Annotated in this window: 15 protein-coding genes; 8 read left to right on the plus strand and 7 right to left on the minus strand. The window is 43.6% G+C overall.

What is annotated here, in order from left to right; translation table 11 throughout:
* Window positions 1-180: 180 nt before the first annotated feature.
* From ACSLP7_RS08420 to ACSLP7_RS08430, 3 genes are all read right to left on the minus strand, one after another.
* On the minus strand, window positions 181-1,344 hold the full coding sequence (locus ACSLP7_RS08420) for a formimidoylglutamase (protein WP_435578876.1): 1,164 nt from the start codon (window positions 1,342-1,344) through the stop codon (window positions 181-183).
* A 1-nt stretch (window position 1,345) separates the two neighbouring features.
* Window positions 1,346-3,832: a type I DNA topoisomerase gene (gene topA / locus ACSLP7_RS08425; RefSeq protein ID WP_435578877.1), complete on the minus strand. Its 2,487-nt coding sequence runs from the start codon at window positions 3,830-3,832 to the stop codon at window positions 1,346-1,348.
* 109 nt (window positions 3,833-3,941) lie between these two features.
* Window positions 3,942-5,156, minus strand: a complete 1,215-nt coding sequence (locus ACSLP7_RS08430; protein ID WP_435578878.1) for an LVIVD repeat-containing protein — start codon at window positions 5,154-5,156, stop codon at window positions 3,942-3,944.
* A gap of 309 nt (window positions 5,157-5,465) precedes the next feature.
* Here ACSLP7_RS08430 and miaB point away from each other — a divergent pair, with 309 nt between their 5' ends.
* The 8 genes from miaB (at window position 5,466) to ACSLP7_RS08470 (ending at window position 14,490) form a co-directional block, all read left to right on the plus strand.
* On the plus strand, window positions 5,466-6,911 hold the full coding sequence (miaB, locus tag ACSLP7_RS08435; RefSeq protein ID WP_435578879.1) for a tRNA (N6-isopentenyl adenosine(37)-C2)-methylthiotransferase MiaB: 1,446 nt from the start codon (window positions 5,466-5,468) through the stop codon (window positions 6,909-6,911).
* Between the two features lie 9 nt (window positions 6,912-6,920).
* Window positions 6,921-8,201 carry a sigma-54 interaction domain-containing protein gene (locus ACSLP7_RS08440; RefSeq protein WP_435578880.1) on the plus strand — a complete coding sequence of 427 codons (1,281 nt, stop codon included), beginning with the start codon at window positions 6,921-6,923 and terminating at the stop codon, window positions 8,199-8,201.
* Window position 8,202: 1 nt separating this feature from the next.
* The gene (locus tag ACSLP7_RS08445) at window positions 8,203-8,706 is read left to right on the plus strand and encodes an LptE family protein (RefSeq protein WP_435578881.1); all 504 of its coding nucleotides are present in this window, start codon (window positions 8,203-8,205) and stop codon (window positions 8,704-8,706) included.
* Between the two features lies 1 nt (window position 8,707).
* Entirely contained in the window at window positions 8,708-9,562 is an 855-nt protein-coding gene (locus ACSLP7_RS08450; RefSeq protein ID WP_435578882.1) for a hypothetical protein, read from the plus strand.
* Window positions 9,549-9,884 carry a preprotein translocase subunit SecG gene (gene secG / locus ACSLP7_RS08455; RefSeq protein WP_272831585.1) on the plus strand — a complete coding sequence of 112 codons (336 nt, stop codon included), beginning with the start codon at window positions 9,549-9,551 and terminating at the stop codon, window positions 9,882-9,884. Before ACSLP7_RS08450 ends, secG begins: the two co-directional genes overlap by 14 nt.
* A gap of 141 nt (window positions 9,885-10,025) precedes the next feature.
* Entirely contained in the window at window positions 10,026-10,301 is a 276-nt protein-coding gene (locus ACSLP7_RS08460; RefSeq protein WP_272831584.1) for a co-chaperone GroES, read from the plus strand.
* A gap of 27 nt (window positions 10,302-10,328) precedes the next feature.
* Window positions 10,329-11,960 (plus strand): chaperonin GroEL, encoded by a 1,632-nt coding sequence (gene groL / locus ACSLP7_RS08465; RefSeq protein ID WP_435578883.1) that lies wholly within the window; start codon window positions 10,329-10,331, stop codon window positions 11,958-11,960.
* A 163-nt stretch (window positions 11,961-12,123) separates the two neighbouring features.
* Window positions 12,124-14,490 carry a hypothetical protein gene (locus tag ACSLP7_RS08470; protein ID WP_435578884.1) on the plus strand — a complete coding sequence of 789 codons (2,367 nt, stop codon included), beginning with the start codon at window positions 12,124-12,126 and terminating at the stop codon, window positions 14,488-14,490.
* Here the strand turns inward: ACSLP7_RS08470 and ACSLP7_RS08475 are convergent.
* From ACSLP7_RS08475 to ACSLP7_RS08490, 4 genes are read right to left on the minus strand one after another with little or no spacing between them, the layout of a single operon-like run.
* Complete coding sequence (locus ACSLP7_RS08475; protein ID WP_435578885.1) at window positions 14,487-14,705, minus strand: hypothetical protein; 219 nt, start codon at window positions 14,703-14,705, stop codon at window positions 14,487-14,489. The genes ACSLP7_RS08470 and ACSLP7_RS08475 overlap by 4 nt on opposite strands.
* A 9-nt stretch (window positions 14,706-14,714) precedes the next feature.
* Window positions 14,715-15,095, minus strand: coding sequence for a heavy-metal-associated domain-containing protein (locus tag ACSLP7_RS08480; protein WP_435578886.1), 381 nt, complete (start codon window positions 15,093-15,095; stop codon window positions 14,715-14,717).
* Window positions 15,096-17,330: a TonB-dependent receptor gene (locus tag ACSLP7_RS08485; protein WP_435578887.1), complete on the minus strand. Its 2,235-nt coding sequence runs from the start codon at window positions 17,328-17,330 to the stop codon at window positions 15,096-15,098. It abuts the gene before it with no gap.
* The gene (locus ACSLP7_RS08490) at window positions 17,327-18,037 is read right to left on the minus strand and encodes a heavy-metal-associated domain-containing protein (RefSeq protein ID WP_435578888.1); all 711 of its coding nucleotides are present in this window, start codon (window positions 18,035-18,037) and stop codon (window positions 17,327-17,329) included. The genes ACSLP7_RS08485 and ACSLP7_RS08490 overlap by 4 nt, the downstream gene beginning before the upstream one ends.
* Window positions 18,038-18,074 lie beyond the last annotated feature (37 nt).

The raw sequence follows: 18,074 nt of genomic DNA on the forward strand, positions 1-18,074 counted from the left end.
ACGATCGGTTGAATTACAAGATACCAAAAGAACAGCAAATGCAACAATTGCAAATAGCTTTTTCATAGGTGTTTAGGTTAAAAGTTCAAGATTTTAAGGGCGTAAACCTATTTATAATATTTGAAAAATACAACAAAAATGTCAAAAACCCCTAAAATCGCAAAGTCGTTAAATTGTCTGTTATACTTCGTTTTTGCGTCTTGCCTTGTACCAACGTTCAGGGATTTTCTGATTACAGGCGTCCTCATAATCGCGGTACGTGCATGGTAATAACGTATGTCTTTTTAATTTATTATTAACATTTGAAATAAATGGCAATTCTATCCACCATCTACCCGTTTTTTTGCTCTTTTTAAAGCGCAAGGTCTGATCTTCAACAGGAACGGTATAGGTGAGATATTCGCTTTCATTGGTAAAATTCCCGTCATCGATGCGGTAATTCACCCCTTCGGCAAAATACCAGACCATCTGAGCGATGAGCATGGCGGCGCGTTCGGCCTCTCTATTGCCTTCCAATTCATAGATCCCAAAAGAGCTCACCCGATTACTGATTCCGGCATAACGGGCAATGGCGCAAATTTCACGTCCGTCAAAACCATTAGGCATATAGCCATAGTCGTGAGTGAGTTCTGTACTTTTTATCGCAGAGATATCTATCGCTACGATATCGGCATCACGCATAATGGGTTCCACCGATGATATATCCGCAGCGACAGATCCCAAACGATAGGCTTCAAAATAAAGTCGCTCGATAAGATCGATTTCATCCGCAGAATTAAAATAGGTTTGATACCCTATATTGGCGTAATTGAATAAGTTATACGGTTTGTCTACCACCATCTTACCTATATATGAGGTATTGCTAATGGGCAGGTCTGCATCACCCAGATCAAATCGGGAGTCCACATTGACCATATTGACCATGGCACCGCGATCGTCATAAGCGCGGTAGTTGGCGTAAACAAGATCCTGGCTTCCACCTAATATAATAGGTATGATGTTTTGCTGATGTAATTCTAAAACTACTTGACGTAGGGCAAAATAAGTATCTTCAACGCTCTCCCCCGGCATAATGTCTCCCAGATCTGCCAGCTGTACGTGCCAGCTACCCGGATAGAGTCCGTAGAGGGCTTTGCGAATATTATCAAAGGATACTGCCCGCCCGACAAAGTCTGTTGAACGACGATTTTCCTGCACCCCGATGATTGCCAGCTCACATCCGCTGAGATCAGGGAAAGCAATTCCGGGACTGTGAATACGCATTTTGGCGCCCAAAGAATTTTCGGGCAACAATTCTCTGTGGGCTAATACGGCTTTACTGACCGGACTTAAAAAATCTGTCATCTTACTTTTTGGCGGCTGCTTTGCGTTTGGTGGTCTTCTTCTTTTTAGGGGCTTGCTTCTCAAGGATAGCTTCTGCCTCTTCCAAGGTCATCTCTTGAGCCTTGGTAGTTTTTGGCAATTCGACCTTGGTTTTCCCTTTGATCAAATTAAAGCGTCCCCAACGGGCCTTCTCTAAACGAATGCCTGCATCTTCCCAATCGTGAATGAGTTTGTCGCGCTCTTTTTGCAACTTGTCTTCTATCAGGGTCTCAATGTCTTCCCCGCTCAGATTGTCAAAGTCGTACTTCTTGTTCACGTTGATAAACATGCCACTCCATTTGATAAACGGCCCAAAGCGACCCTTACCTTTTTGCACAGGCATGTCTTGATACATATATATAGGAGCGTCTGCTTTTTTCTTAGCCTCAATAAGCTCGATAGCATCATCGAGTTTCACATCTAAAGGATCTTGTCCTTTAGGCAAAGAGATGAATTGTTTTCCAAATCGTACATAAGGCCCATAGCGACCATTGTTAACAGTTACATCTTCTCCTTCATATAAACCGAGATCTTTGGGCAACTTGAATAGATCCAAGGTTTCCTCCAAAGTGATGGTGGTTAATTGCTGATCCGGTCTTAGACTGGCAAACTGCTTCTCTTCATCATCCGGAGCTCCGATCTGGGCCATAGGCCCAAATTTGCCCAGGCGTACCAAAATTGTCTTTCCAGTATCTGGATGTGTCCCTAGGATGCGCTCCCCGCTTTCGCGTTCTGCATTCTCTGCCACATCTTTTACCTGCGGATGGAAGGCCTTATAGAAATCACGCATCATTTCTGTCCACTGCTCATCTCCGTCAGCGATCTGGTCAAAGTCCTCCTCTACCTTAGCGGTAAAGTTGTAGTCTACAATATTGTCAAAGTGATCTACCAAAAAGTCGTTTACGATCATTCCGATATCGGTGGGCACCAGCTTACCTTTATCAGAACCGACCATTTCCGAGAGTTCCTTAGAAACAATATTCCCATCCTTTAAGGTGATCTGTTCGTATTTACGTTCGTTGCCATCAACGGTACCTTTCTCCACATAGTTTCTGTTTTGAATGGTCGAGATAGTCGGCGCATAAGTAGAAGGACGACCAATGCCGAGCTCTTCCAACTTCTTCACCAAAGATGCTTCAGTATAGCGATACGGCGGACGCGTAAAGCGTTCGGTAGCCGTAATGTATTTGTTTCCTAAGACATCGCCTTCTGTTAATGCAGGAAGCATTCCGTCTTGTTCTTCCTCATCGTCATCATTACCTTCCAGATACACTTTCAGGAATCCATCAAACTTGATCATCTCCCCATTTGCACTGAAAAGTTCGCTGTGCGTATTGGCAGCGATCTTCACCTGAGTGCGCTCCAATTGGGCATCACTCATCTGAGAAGCAATGGTACGCTTCCAGATTAGCTCGTACAAACGCGCTTGGTCTCTATCAATATCCACCGCATGACGCGACATATCGGTTGGACGAATGGCCTCGTGCGCCTCTTGAGCACCTTTAGCTTTACCTTTATAATTACGCGGCTTGGAATACTCCTCCCCGTATGATTTGCTGATCTCTTGTTGTGCTGCGGACTTGGCTTCCTCAGAAAGGTTTACACTGTCCGTTCTCATATACGTAATAAGCCCTGCCTCATACAAGCGTTGAGCAAGGGTCATGGTTTTACTCACCGAGAAATACAACTTACGCGAAGCTTCCTGTTGTAAGGTCGAGGTGGTGAAAGGAGCTGCTGGAGATTTCTTCGCTGGCTTTTTGGTCAGGCTGGCAATGGAGAAATCTGCATTGAGGTTCTTTTGTAAGAAGGCATTGGCTGCTTCTGAACTGTCAAAGTTCTGCGGCAACTTAGCTTTTACACTTTTACCGTCCGTAGTTTCAAACATGGCATCCACACGATAAGAAGCCACTGGATTGAAATCCATGATCTCACGTTCGCGCTCTACAATGAGTCTTACAGATACAGATTGAACACGTCCCGCAGAAAGTCCGCCTTTTACTTTTCTCCAAAGTACCGGTGAGATCTCATAACCCACCAAACGGTCCAAAACGCGACGCGCCTGTTGTGCGTTTACTAAGTTGTAATCAATGGAACGTGGATTGGCAATTGCCTTTAAAATGGCAGACTTGGTGATCTCATGAAATACGATACGCTTGGTCTTGTCTTCTGTAAGTCCTAAAGATTCAAACAAGTGCCAAGCAATGGCCTCTCCCTCTCGATCCTCATCACTAGCCAGCCATACGATCTCTGCCTTGGCAGCCATATCCTTAAGCTCCTTGACCAGTTTCTTCTTGTCTGATGGAACAACGTATTTCGGCTTAAAATCGCCCTCAACATCTACTCCTAACTCCTTGGACGGAAGGTCCACAATGTGTCCAAAACTCGAAGCTACCTTGTACTCTTTTCCAAGAAACTTCTCAATCGTTTTGGCCTTTGCAGGAGACTCCACAATAACCAAATTCTTCGCCATATATCTTTTTATTTGGGCTACAAAAGTAGCGCAAATTTTTTTTACCCGTATTTCCGCATTAAAAAAGCCCCGTGTAAAACAGGGCTTTTAGAAGGAATTTAAAGCGAACTTAATTTAAACTAAAACTTGCTATAAGACCGATTCCTTCATCGGTGTACTCATAATTATATAAGGTATTATTCCCGATCATAATGATCCATTGTTCCATAGGAATAACATCAAAAATTTCTAAATCGTTATAGGTAATGATACGAGAAGCCTCAAGCGGATCACTGATATCATATACCGCTAAACCAAAGCTCCCATCACTTACGTAAAGGCGATCCCCTTTCACACCGAGACCATAAGGCTCGTTCATGGTTTCTGATTTTAAAATAAAGGGGTTGGAACGATCCGTCACGTCAACCACATCCAACAAACTATCTGGCTGTCCACACCAGTTTCCACCGCGAACAGTCACATAGGCAATATCGTCTTGTACCACTACAGGGTCACAACCGGTAATGTGTGTTACTTGAGAAAGGTATAAAGGATCTCCAGGATTGCTCAAGCCATAAATGAACATTCCAATTGGGCTACCTATATATAGGTAATCTCCATCACTAAAGATGGTTTCCACACCAGCACCTACTGATGTTTCACCTCTCAATTGTGGGTTGTCCAAGTTGCTGATATCAAAAGAGAAGATTCTAAAGGAATCTACCACATAAAGATAATCTCCTGTAATATTAAAACGCGCTAAAGATCCTCCTGTTCCCGTTCCGCCGCCGCTATCGTTAGCAGATTCCAAGACAAAATCATCATTACGTTCAAATTGACGAAGCTCCGTACGGTATTCCCAACCCACAATCACCTCAGAATCTGGATCAAACTCGTTGTAATTTACTTCCCAGATATTTCCTTCAAAATCTGGCGTCCGCTTGGGAAGTACTTCTTCCAATCTATTTATTAAGGTAGGATTTGCTGGATCGGTAAAGTCAAAAACATACAGATCTAGCCAACTATCTACATATAGTATATCATTCTTAACAGCCATGTCTACATTCCCTGGGACATTGATAAAACCGATTTTAGCAGGATTGGCGGGATCACTATTGTCAATAATATGAATCCCTTTGTATTTATCGTTGACCAGTACGTATTCTTGGTACGCATAGATCTTACCAGATTCTGAGATCTGTTGCACTGGCCCAGGACCAACACTGGATCTAAACTCGGCAATAGGAGTGGTCACAGGAGTGGCAATGAGCACTTCTTCTGTATAGGTATCGTCAGAGCAGCTCCACAGCGCTGCAAGAACAAAAATTAAAAGTAACTTTTTCATCTATTTATAAATTTTTATTTATCCGATAATCAAGCAAATAAAAATTATCTGCGTAGATCAACCGCTTCGCTTTCGCACAAAAAATTTAATATTCCGGTTGGTATGCTAGTAATTAAATTTGTTTGTGCTCATTTCATTAGGTGGTGTTTGTTTAGCAGTCAATTTTATTTCTAGACGCGCTTATTGTTAAAACGTTGCGTTTGATTAATGATTATTTATGAAGGATTTAGCACCCTGACACTTTGTCATAATTTGGATTAAATTCTATCTTTGCACACTAATTGATACCCAAAAGGGCCGTACCCAATTATGGAGAAGATCATAGACGAAAACAAGCAGGGAACTACCCTAATGACTGAAGGCACTGCCTCTAACTCGCGTAAATTATTCATTGAGAGCTACGGTTGTCAAATGAATTTTAGCGACAGTGAGATCGTAGCTTCTATTCTTGCCAAAGAAGGATTCAACACCACTCAAAACCTAGAAGATGCTGACTTGGTTTTGGTCAACACGTGTAGTATTAGAGACAAAGCAGAACAAACCGTTCGCAAGCGCTTGGAGAAATACAACGCAGTGAAAAAGATCAACCCAGGCATGAAAGTGGGCGTTTTAGGCTGTATGGCCGAACGCCTCAAAAGCAAGTTCTTGGAAGAAGAGAAAATTGTAGACCTGGTGGTGGGACCGGATGCCTATAAAGACCTGCCCAACCTTATTGCAGAGGTTGATGACGGTCGCGAAGCAGTAAACGTTATCCTTTCTAAAGAGGAGACCTACGGAGACATTACTCCGGTTCGCTTAGGAGGAAACGGAGTGACTGCCTTTGTGAGTATTACCCGAGGCTGTGATAATATGTGCACCTTCTGTGTGGTGCCATTTACCCGTGGACGCGAGCGCAGTAGAGATCCTAAAAGTATTTTAGACGAGGTCAACGATCTTGCAGCTAAAGGTTATAAAGAGATCACCCTCTTGGGGCAGAACGTAGACAGTTACCTTTGGTATGGCGGCGGATTGAAAAAGGATTTCAAAAAGGCCAGTCCCATGCAAAAGGCAACGGCCACAGATTTTGCTAAACTCCTAAGAATGGTGGCGACGGCACAACCTAAATTGCGCATTCGCTTCTCTACTTCCAATCCACAGGATATGACAGAAGATGTGCTCCACGCCATGGCAGCACACCGCAACATCTGTAATTATATTCACCTGCCGGTACAAAGCGGAAGCACCAGAATTTTAAAGGAAATGAACCGTCAGCATACTCGAGAAGAGTATATGGCGCTTATAGATAAGGTACGTGAGATCATTCCGGATTGCGGAATCTCTCAAGACATGATCGCCGGTTTCCCTACGGAGACTGAAGAAGATCATCAGGACACTTTGAGTCTGATGGAATACGTCAAATACGACTTTGGCTTTATGTTCATCTACTCAGAACGCCCGGGCACTATGGCTGCGCGTAAAATGGAGGACGATATCCCTGAAGCGATTAAAAAACGTCGCTTGACGGAGATCATTGATATGCAGCAAAAGCATTCGGCCTACCGCACCAAGAACTTTGTGGGCAAGACCGTTGAGATCCTCATTGAAAAGGAATCTCGCAGAAGCGACGCTCATTGGAGTGGTCGTACCTCACAAAACACCGTTGCAGTATTCCCAAAAGAAGACTATAAGGTCGGGGATTTTGTAATGGTAAAGATCAACGACTGTACCAGCACCACACTATTGGGTGAGGCAGTTGGGTATAGTGAGAATCAATAGAGAATTAATATGGAATCAATTCAAGCCACAAAACAGCGATTTGGGATCATCGGTAACGATGCCAAGCTCAACCGCGCCATTGAAAAGGCCATTCAGGTGGCCCCTACCGACATTTCGGTATTGGTGACGGGAGAAAGTGGTGTTGGTAAAGAGAGTATTCCAAAGATCATACATTCCCTCTCCCATAGAAAGCACGGTAAATACATTGCTGTGAACTGCGGAGCGATCCCGGAAGGAACTATTGACTCTGAACTTTTTGGACACGAAAAAGGAGCCTTTACGGGAGCTACGGCTACCCGCAGCGGTTATTTTGAAGTGGCTGACGGCGGTACCATCTTCTTGGATGAGGTTGGTGAATTGCCCCTGCCCACTCAAGTGCGTCTACTGCGTGTTTTAGAAAATGGAGAGTTCTTAAAAGTAGGATCCTCCAAGACTCAAAAAACCGATGTGCGCATTGTAGCGGCAACCAATGTGGACATGTCTGATGCGATTGCAAAAGGAAAGTTTAGAGAAGACCTTTATTACCGTTTAAGTACGGTAGAGATTGGTTTACCGCCCTTGCGCGAACGCTCAGAGGACATTCATTTGCTCTTTAGAAAGTTTGCTACGGACTTCGCTCAGAAATACAAAATGCCGACCATCCGCTTGGATGAGCACGCCACGCAATTGCTCTTAAAATATCGCTGGGGTGGGAACATCCGTCAATTGAGAAATATTGCAGAACAGATCTCGGTATTGGAGCAAGATCGCGTGATCAGCTATGAAACGCTGAAGAGTTATTTACCAGATGTGGGTAGCAATCTGCCCGCGGTGATCAATACTAAAAAGTCAGAAAGTGATTTTGCCTCTGAACGCGAGATCCTGTACAAAGTACTTTTTGATATGCAGCGCGATGTCAATGACCTTAAAAAATTGACTTTAGAGTTATTGCGCAATGACGACTCAGAAACAGTACAACGCGAACATTCAGGACTAATCAACAAGATCTATTCAGAGGATGAGCCCGAAGAAACCTTTACAGAAGCTGTTCCCGCCAGACGCGAGCTCATTGTTCCAAGTGACGTAGAGGTTATTGGTTACAACGATACTCCTGCGGTGACCAACGTGGAAGACAAATACCACTTTGCCGAGGAAATTCAGGAAGAAGAGACTCTTTCCTTACAGGAAAAGGAGCTGGAACTGATCAAAAAATCATTAGAGAAATACAACGGTAAACGCAAGGCGGCTGCAGAAGAATTGGGCATATCTGAGCGTACCCTCTACCGTAAAATCAAACAATACAATTTATAAGATGCGGATAGTTCAATGGGTATTGCTTTTAGCAGTTAGTCTGAGTTTCAACAGCTGTAAATACTACTCCTTTACGGGGGCGGATGTTGGAAATGCCAAAACCTTTCAGGTGAATTTCTTCCAGAATCAGGCGGCCATTATTGAACCGGGAATTGATTTGAAGTTCACCAATGACCTGCAAGACCTTATTGTAAATCAAACCAGTTTGGAATTGGTTACCTCCAATGCCGATCTGACCTACGAAGGCGAGATTGTGCAGTATTATATTGCACCAATTACAGCTACATCTCAGAATACAGCGGCGCAAAACCGTTTGACCATTTCTGTGCAAGTGCGTTTTTACAATAAATTGGACGATACCAAAGACCTGCAGCAACGTTTTAGTTTCTATTTTGACTTTGATGGAGATGCAAACCTAACCGGGTCCAGACGTGATGATGTGATCGATGAGATCTATTTGCGTTTGACTCAAGATATTTTTAACGCTACCTTGGCGCGTTGGTAATTTGAACACACAGGAATTTACATACCTCACACAGCGCCCTGCAGAAGTTACAGCAGCGCATCAGCAGCAACTCGACGAGTTATTGCAGGACTTCCCGTATTTTCAAGCGGCACGTGCGCTCCAACTCAAAGCCTTAAAGAACAGCGGCAGTTACAAATACAACGATGCCTTAAAACGCACCGCCGCCCATACATCAGATCGTTCCATTTTGTTTGACTACATCACTTCTGAGATATTTAAGCAAGATGAGGTTGCCCATAAGATCAAGCATCAACACACCAATTTGAAGGAGATTGAATTGGTAGATGCCGAGGTGGTCAGCGCCTCACCGCTTGAGCTCGAACAAAAACTCAAAACCGAACTCCAAAAGGCCAAAGCGGTTTTAGATCCCGATCTGTTTTTGAAGATCGGCACTCCAGAACCTATAGAAAAACTTGAAGACCAGCCTTTGGAATTCAAAAAGGAAGACAAACACTCCTTTGCGATTTGGCTGCAACTTTCCCAAGTGGAACCTGTGGAACGCGAAGAAGAATTACCCGCGGCTATCACCCCTGATCCTAAAGAAGAACGCTTTAAACTCATCGATGCCTTTTTGAGCAACAGCCCAAAGATCGATCCGCAGGAAGAAGCACGCTCTTCAAAGAATTTAGCGAAACCATATACAAAGTCTTCAGACGCCTTGATGACAGAGACTTTAGCCAAGGTTTACCTCCAACAGAAAAACTATAAAAAAGCCATTCAAGCTTACAAAATTTTAAGTTTGAAAAATCCCGAAAAAAGTGGTTTCTTTGCAGACCAAATTCGGGCAATAAAGAAAATAATGGCCCAAAACTCAAAAGACAATGACAGCGTTTAATATATTTCTGATCCTGATCATCTTAATTGCATTCCTACTGGTAGTAGTAGTAATGGTACAGAACCCAAAAGGTGGCGGACTTTCTTCAACCTTCGGAGGCGGAGGCGGTCAGCAGATCGGTGGTGTAAAAAAGACCGGAGACTTCCTTGACAAGAGTACTTGGACTTTGGCTGTACTGCTTTTAGCATTGATTCTGCTTTCTAACATTCCAATTGCCGGTGGCGGCGGATTGGGAGAGTCTAAAGCGATTGATGGTGATGCACCTGCACAAACAGAGCTTCCTGCCACAGACGGGTCTCCAGTGCAGACAGATGAGCAGTAAACTCTGATCAACAATATTGAAATGCCAGCTTTTATGACAAGCTGGCATTTTTTTTTGCATTGTGTCAGGGAGAATTCCAATGGCACAATTTCTGCCTTAACGCAAGCGTAATTTTATTAAACCAAAAAAACACAAATAGATATGGGCTTAAATATTCAACCCCTGGCTGACCGGGTTTTGATTGAACCACAAGAGGCCGAGACCAAAACTGCATCGGGTATCTACATTCCTGATTCTGCTAAAGAAAAGCCACAGCAAGGTAAAGTAGTTGCTGTTGGTAAAGGCAAAAAAGATCACGATATGACTGTACAAGTTGGTGATACTGTGCTCTACGGAAAGTATTCGGGTAGTGAACTCAAGTTGGACGGCCGTGATTATTTGATCATGCGTGAGGACGACATTTTAGCAATTATCTAATCCACAATAATCTAAAGAACCAAGACAATGGCAAAAGATATAAAATTTGATATTGAAGCAAGAGACAGCATCAAACGCGGTGTTGACGCGCTAGCCAATGCAGTGAAGGTAACCTTAGGACCAAAAGGTCGTAATGTGATCATCAGCAAGTCCTTTGGCGCTCCACAAGTCACTAAAGACGGAGTAACTGTAGCCAAAGAAGTTGAATTAGAAGATGCTCTTGAGAACATGGGAGCTCAAATGGTAAAAGAGGTTGCCTCTAAAACCAACGATCTAGCCGGCGACGGTACTACTACCGCAACTGTTCTGGCTCAAGCGATCGTAAAAGAAGGTCTAAAGAACGTAGCTGCCGGTGCAAACCCAATGGATCTAAAGCGCGGAATTGACAAGGCTGTTGAAGCTTTGACCGCTGATCTTGAAAAGCAATCTACCAAAGTGGGAAGCTCTAGCGAGAAGATCATGCAAGTAGCATCGATCTCTGCCAATAACGACACTGTGATTGGAGAATTGATCGCTGAGGCTTTTGGAAAAGTAGGTAAAGAAGGTGTGATCACTGTTGAGGAAGCCAAAGGAACGGAAACTTATGTGGACGTTGTAGAAGGTATGCAGTTTGACCGCGGATACCTTTCTCCATACTTTGTAACCAACAGCGACAAAATGAACGCTGAGTTGGAAAACCCAATGATCTTGCTTTGCGACAAGAAGATCTCTTCTATGAAGGATCTACTCCCTGTGTTAGAGCCTATCGCGCAGCAGAGCCGTACCTTATTGATCATCGCAGAAGATGTTGACGGAGAAGCACTAGCTACTCTTGTAGTAAACAAACTGCGCGGATCATTGAAGATCGCTGCTGTTAAAGCTCCAGGTTTTGGAGACCGCAGAAAAGCAATGCTAGAAGATATCGCTATTCTAACGGGAGGAACCGTGATCTCTGAAGAGCGCGGATTCACTCTTGAGAATGCGACTATCGATATGCTAGGTACTGCAGAGACCGTAACTATTGACAAGGACAACACAACCATCGTGAATGGTGCTGGTAAGAAAGCAGACATCAAAGCACGTGTGAATCAGATCAAATCTCAGATCGAAACTACCACAAGTGATTACGACCGTGAGAAACTTCAAGAGCGTTTAGCCAAATTGGCTGGTGGTGTAGCTGTACTTTACGTAGGAGCTGCCTCTGAGGTTGAAATGAAAGAAAAGAAAGATCGCGTTGACGATGCACTTCACGCTACACGCGCAGCAGTAGAAGAAGGAATCGTTGCTGGAGGTGGTGTAGCCTTGGTACGTGCTAAGAAAGTATTGGACAAGCTTACCACAGAGAACTTGGATGAAACTACAGGTATTCAAATCATCGCTCGCGCTATTGAAGAGCCATTGCGTCAGATCGTTGAGAACGCTGGTGGTGAAGGTTCTGTAGTTGTAAGCAAAGTAATGGAAGGTAAAAAAGCCTTTGGTTACAACGCCAAGAATGACACTTACGTGGACATGCTTAAAGAAGGAATCATTGATCCTAAGAAGGTAACGCGTATCGCTTTAGAGAACGCTTCTTCTGTGGCTGGAATGATCCTTACAACAGAATGCGCCTTGGTAGACATCAAAGAAGATGCTCCAGCCATGCCTCCAATGGGCGGTGGCGGAATGCCAGGCATGATGTAAGCAATCACATCGAAAATTTTAAAAAGCGTCTCCATTTGGAGGCGCTTTTTTTGTTTTACTGCGGATGGAATTGAAGCTCAAGTACAAAAATCGAGTTAGCTTTTATAAAGTTTTACGCCTTAAGCGCGATCCGAATCGTATCTTTAAAATAAAACTTCGGGGGATGAGAAACTTTACTTTACTGGCATTACTACTCTGTACCTTATTGAACTTCGGACAGACCCAAGACAGCCAAACGGCAATATCAGGAGCCTTACAAAACTATTTAGCAGAGCGGCAAAATATTCACCTGCATTTAAACAAGAATCTGTACTTCCCAGGAGAAACCATTTGGTTTTCCGCCTACCTCTTTGAGATCAGTGATGGTTCTCTCAGTACCAACGACGCCAACTTAAATGTGATCCTTTACGATCAGCAAGGGCAAGAGCTTAGCAGTATACTCACAGTGACTAAGGACGGTCGTGCCCACGGATCCATCCTGATCGATCAAAAACAAGAAGGCCAATTGTTGTTTATCAAAGCGTTTACCTCTAGAATGAACGGTTACTCAGAGGATAATTCGTTTATGGCTGCCATTGCATTATTGAACCCATCCGAAGAAACCTCAGCAAACCTCAATAGAAGTCAAGTCTTAGACGTTCAGATCTTACCAGAAGGCGGGCACGCCCTAACCAACGCTAGCAATACCTACGGAATCAAGATCATAAACCCAACGGGCCTGGGAGTCGCTGTTAGAGATATTTCCCTAGTAGACGCAAACGGTCAGGTCATGCAGACGGGCTTAAGAACCAATACCGTTGGAATGGGCAAATTTGTATTCAACCCAGAAATTGACCAACAATACAGCCTTCAATTCACTTATAAAGATCAAACCATAAAGCAAGATTTGCCCAAAGCCGATAGAACCGGGATTGGGATGCACCTGCAACAGAACTTTTCAAATTCCAGCGTTCAGTTGACGGTTTACACCAACGAACAATCCTTGAATTTGGTCAATGACAAAGCGTATAAACTCTATATCCACAACGGAGAGAGCTTTAGAGAATACCCAGTTGAATTTGAATCTGGTTATACAGAATTGACCATGGTTTTCCCAGCGACAAAGCTATTTGATGGAGTCAATACCTTCACGCTTTTTACCGCGGATAATCAACCTGTATTGGAACGGCTGATCTACAAACCTGAGACACTTGTGAGTAGCGAGATACAGGCTAACATCAATCGATTTGACCAAGACACGGTCATTGGTAAACTACAAATCAGATTAGATGATTCTATCAAAGTCAAGACAGCGAGTATCACCGTGGTTTCCGATCAGTCCTTGGCCCTTCAGGATTCTCCCAATATTCTGGTATCTAAAAACCTCAAGCCTTACATCAACGGTTTTATTGAAGATGGGAATGCCTATTTTACCAACTTCAACAGCAGAAAACACTACGCCTTAGATCTACTCATGCTGAATCAAGGTTGGAGCAAATACAAATGGCGCCATGTATTCGCGGCAACAGACAATGCGGCGAAAGAGGATTATTATTTTGATGGTCCCGGAATTAAATTAAAAGGCTATGTACGGGCAAACGATCCTGAAGCTGTTCCCGATCAGTTGCTGTACTACTCCAACGTAAACAAGGAGATCCAGTACGTAAACATTGATAAAAACGGAGATTTTGAGATCAGTGAGATCAAAGGCACCACAGGAACAACCTTTGAATTGGCGGCCATTGACAAAGAAGGTCTCCCAGTACAATGCCAATTCTTTTTTAGCTTGGCACCAACCTCTAAGGACTTAAAATCCAATTTTCAATTAGAAACAGCCAATCCCTTTGCCAAACGTGAGCTGGATGACAGCTTCAGCAATTTTGGGTTTGATGCTAATGCCGAGCAACTCGATGAAGTAGTGGTGGTGCAGAAACCCACTTTGAAATACGAAAGCTATTTTAAAGGCTGGGAAGGCCGCAAAATGACTCCTTCAGAAAGGTCTTACGGAAACTTGAAGGTCTTTATGGGTACCTACGGCTACTATTCGGTATTCTTAGAGAACAACCCGGCGCCAGTTTTTGGTAAATGGGTCATGAATCCCAACGGAAGAGGCAGCAACTTTATCCGTCCCTCTGTTATTGTTGATGGTGTTCCATATGATCCTTTGACGATCGGTGAAATGCTCTCACTTCAAGATGTAGATGAGATATACACGGATCGTATCGGACGCGTGCATACCTTCATTGTTTTCACCAACAGAGAGTGGCAAACACGCAATCAGATCAAAACGGCCAAAACCTTTACACTGGAAAAAGGTTATGCCTCATCCAAAGAGTTTTACACCCCAAAATACCAGTATACAGCAGCGAGCTTTAAAGCCTACGGCTGTTATCATTGGATTCCTCAAGCAGAGGTTGATCTGGCTGGAAATATCGGGTTGAGTTTCGCCAACCCAGAAAAGGATAATGTGAAAATATTGATAGAAGGTATTGACCAAATGGGCAGAGCTTTTAGCACCACCCATTTACTCACTGTAAGCGGCACAAACTAGGCGTTGCGCTGCTTATAATCTTTATAAAGCGAATAGGCGCTAATAGCAACAAGGGTGAGTACCAAAGGGTATAGCACCAACAGATCGGTTCTAACCACCATTTCAGGATCGTCTTGAGTGGCCATCCACTGTTCTACTCGATTATTCCATATAAAAGCTCCTATAGTGACCACTATGGTCAAGGCATATAGGAGTACGCGTTTGGTCAATTTCATAAGTCGAATTTAGCGTCTGCCGCCGTGTTTGCCTTTCATGTTTTTGTGATCTTCTACCACTGCAGGATCACGATACTGACAACATGGATCCAAAGTACCATAGGCAGCATCCGTGGCCTTTTGATTTGGGGTATCATGGCCCACAGCAGCGACACTCTTTTCAATAGCATCGATAGAGGTTTTCTTCTCATTGAAGATCAGGCTCAACTGATGAGTCTCCATGTTCCAAACCGCTCTTTTCACTCCGATAGTTTGAACCGCAGCTTTTTCTATGCGCGCCTTACACATACCGCAAACACCATCAACTTCAATGCTGGCTTTAGCGTTCTTATTTTGAGCGTAGGTCAATCCAACACTCATTATTGCTAATACAAATAGTAACTTCTTCATTTAATTCATTTTTAAGCGTAAGCCCGCATACACCATTCTTCCAAAAATCGGGCCGTAAACAAAAGTGGTATCAAAATTATCTCCAAAGGGATTCTCCGCACTGATCACAGGATCTGTTTGGCGTTGATCCGTAATGTTTTCGCCTCCCAAATATACTTCAAAAGACTCAGAAAACACCTTGGTTATCTGTCCGTTAAGGGTTCCGATGGAGGGAGAACGCTCCGGACGTTGGAATTCTACAGGATTTTGCGAGGTATTCGCAAAACGCGCCTGATCCAACCAATTATAGGTCAAATCGAACTTCCAAGAAGGGCTTTGATCTGCCTTGTTGATCTCATAACCTAGATTGGCAAAGATCCGATTTCTGGGCGTTAAAGGACGTTCCAATCTTCCGGAATCATAGTCGATCTGCACATCATAGAATTTATAGGCCGATCTGAAATCCAGATTATCAGCCAACTCGTAGTTAAACTCAAACTGAAAACTGTTGGCATAACTACTGCCCTCTAAATTGTAAAAACGAATGGCCGTTGGAGTTTCCCAATCCACGACCACTTGGTTCTCAAAATCGGTTCGGTAAAAGTCCAAAGCAATATCCGCTTTACGCCCAAAGAGCTCAAAGCCTTGTATAAAGGATACGCCATAGTTCCAGGCAATCTCAGGATCCAGGCCGTAAATACTTCCGCCCTCATCATTAATGGCAATGGTTCGGTTGGTCGCAAATAGCTGTTGATTCTCTGTAAAAATATTGGCCGATCGGATTCCACGACCCGCAGAAATTCTAAACACTCCTTTGTTCCAGACCTCATAGCGGGCGTGCAATCGCGGCGTGACAAAAAAGCCAAATCGGTTGTGATTGTCTACACGCAATCCAGCGGTCAAAGTAAGCGCATCTAAATTGTCAAAGGCATACTCAAAGAATCCACCAACGGAGTTTTCAATACGATCATAGTTAGTGCCTTCAACCAATTCATCATAGGCATCATGGGTAAAACCGATCCCTGTTTTGATCTTATGTCTGGAATCACTGATGATGGAATTGTAGATCACGTTTCCGTAAAAACTCTGATGAGTGATGTCATAATTACGCAAACCAAAGTAGGATTCTTGCTTGTGATAGCTAAAGGCTCCTTGGATTCCCAAACTGCGCCAAGGCAGTTCTGTGTTGACAAAACCGAGCTTTCCAGAGACATCAAAACGCTGGGTATCTATCTCAGAGCCCCATAGGTTTGTCGTACCCCTATCGCGACTCGGGTCAAAGTCCTTTTGCCCAGTTTGTTTACTGTCATTCAAAAATCTAACATTGATAAAGCTCACTATGCCTTCTTCAGTATCCGTGTATTGCCAACGATTCATCACGTTGATCTGCTCCTGCAAAGGCATATCTAAAAAACCATCATCATTGCGATCGTTCTTTTGATTACGGATATTACCGTGCACATAAAGCCCCGTTGACCATTTATCAGTCACTTTTTGGTTCCAGTGGAAATTCCCTTCCAGGCGTCCACTTAAATTTCCATAGAGATTTAGGAAAAGTGGAACATCTGTGGTGGGTTTTTGAAGTTCTGCGTTGATCTGTCCGGTAATGCTCTCAAAACCGTTGATAACGCTTCCAGAACCCTTAGTGATCTGGATGCTCTCTACCCAAGTTCCTGGAATAAAGCTCAAACCATAGGTTTGGGCAGCCCCTCTAATTGCTGGAATATTCTCTGTAGTGATCAGTATATAAGGACTGGTAAGCCCCAACATTCTGATCTGACGCGTTCCTGTTACGGCATCGGAGAAGTTTACATCAATGGACGGATTGGTCTCAAAACTCTCAGACAGGTTGCAACAGGCCGCCTTGAGCAACTCATCACTGCTCACCAGAACTACATTTTGTGCTTGAATAAAGGATCTAGAAGAGGCCTTTTTCTCCACACTGACCGTCACAGCATCTAAGCTGCTGTCTGGCTCCAAAGTGTGGACAATTCTACCAAGACCAGAAACGGTCAAGGTATCGTCTTTAAAGCCAACATAACTGATCACCAATTGCTTGTATTCTGGCTTATAGGGCAATTCAAAATTACCTTCAAAGTCTGCAACTGTGCCTATTTTCGTGTCCAACCAAATAAGGTTGACACCTCCCAAACCAACTTCTGTATCAGCACTACCATCAAGGATCTGTCCGGTAAGCATCTGCTGTCCAAATAGACTGAGCGGCGTCAATAGTAAAATTAAAAACCACTTTTTCATAAGACTACTGTTTGGGTGAGCATATAAATAGCCATGATGATCATAACCGCGTTTTCTATCAAAGTAGCCTCAGTCATTGGGAGGTTAAGCCACGTACCTAAACAGGCGCAGCGGATCTCTCTCTTGTCCAAAATAGACCGTAAGATTCCAACAGTTGTTATGCTTAGCAAAACCAAAGTGGTCACAAAAACAGGTACAAGCCCGATTTGTAATAACAGTAAAGTTCCCAAAGTCAGTTCAATGAATGGATAGGCCCATCCATAGGGTCGAAACGCCTTGGCTAAGGGATCATACATTGCAAAACTGTCAGGAAATCCTTTTAGGTCGAGGAGTTTAAAGAATCCGAAGACCAAAAAGAACAGCCCCATAAAGTCCATCATAGCTTCCTTAAGGGAAAATGATTGATAATTCAATAAAGCGGTAGCTACTAACAGACCCGCAAAAATGATTAATAGCGGTCTGAGTTGTTTGAGCTTTGAGGACTTAATGGGTTCTACCTCAGAAGATGGGTTTAAACGGTACCGCTCACCTAAAGCTTGTTGCAGTATCATTTGCGGCTGCGTTTTGGATACCTCCAATAGAGCGGTGCCGTCTTCTAAAGAGACGTTTGCCTCGCTAACTCCTGGCAATGCTTCCAAGGAGTTCTTGACGCTTTTGACACAACCCATGCAAGTCATGCCTTTTATATGTATTAATTGTGTTGACATTTATAATGTATAGTGATTAACAATAGATCAAGGGATC

The organism is Gilvibacter sp. (assembly GCF_965601605.1).
Taxonomy (GTDB): Bacteria; Bacteroidota; Bacteroidia; order Flavobacteriales; family Flavobacteriaceae; genus Gilvibacter.

Bases quoted from the DNA above. Each gene is read 5' to 3' on its own strand.
- ACSLP7_RS08420 (WP_435578876.1), bottom strand. From the start codon at position 1,344: ATGACAGATTTTTTAAGTCCGGTCAGTAAAGCCGTATTAGCCCACAGA.
- topA (WP_435578877.1), bottom strand. From the start codon at position 3,832: ATGGCGAAGAATTTGGTTATTGTGGAGTCTCCTGCAAAGGCCAAAACG.
- ACSLP7_RS08430 (WP_435578878.1), bottom strand. From the start codon at position 5,156: ATGAAAAAGTTACTTTTAATTTTTGTTCTTGCAGCGCTGTGGAGCTGC.
- miaB (WP_435578879.1), top strand. From the start codon at position 5,466: ATGGAGAAGATCATAGACGAAAACAAGCAGGGAACTACCCTAATGACT.
- ACSLP7_RS08440 (WP_435578880.1), top strand. From the start codon at position 6,921: ATGGAATCAATTCAAGCCACAAAACAGCGATTTGGGATCATCGGTAAC.
- ACSLP7_RS08445 (WP_435578881.1), top strand. From the start codon at position 8,203: ATGCGGATAGTTCAATGGGTATTGCTTTTAGCAGTTAGTCTGAGTTTC.
- secG (WP_272831585.1), top strand. From the start codon at position 9,549: ATGACAGCGTTTAATATATTTCTGATCCTGATCATCTTAATTGCATTC.
- ACSLP7_RS08460 (WP_272831584.1), top strand. From the start codon at position 10,026: ATGGGCTTAAATATTCAACCCCTGGCTGACCGGGTTTTGATTGAACCA.
- groL (WP_435578883.1), top strand. From the start codon at position 10,329: ATGGCAAAAGATATAAAATTTGATATTGAAGCAAGAGACAGCATCAAA.
- ACSLP7_RS08470 (WP_435578884.1), top strand. From the start codon at position 12,124: ATGAGAAACTTTACTTTACTGGCATTACTACTCTGTACCTTATTGAAC.
- ACSLP7_RS08475 (WP_435578885.1), bottom strand. From the start codon at position 14,705: ATGAAATTGACCAAACGCGTACTCCTATATGCCTTGACCATAGTGGTC.
- ACSLP7_RS08480 (WP_435578886.1), bottom strand. From the start codon at position 15,095: ATGAAGAAGTTACTATTTGTATTAGCAATAATGAGTGTTGGATTGACC.
- ACSLP7_RS08485 (WP_435578887.1), bottom strand. From the start codon at position 17,330: ATGAAAAAGTGGTTTTTAATTTTACTATTGACGCCGCTCAGTCTATTT.
- ACSLP7_RS08490 (WP_435578888.1), bottom strand. From the start codon at position 18,037: ATGTCAACACAATTAATACATATAAAAGGCATGACTTGCATGGGTTGT.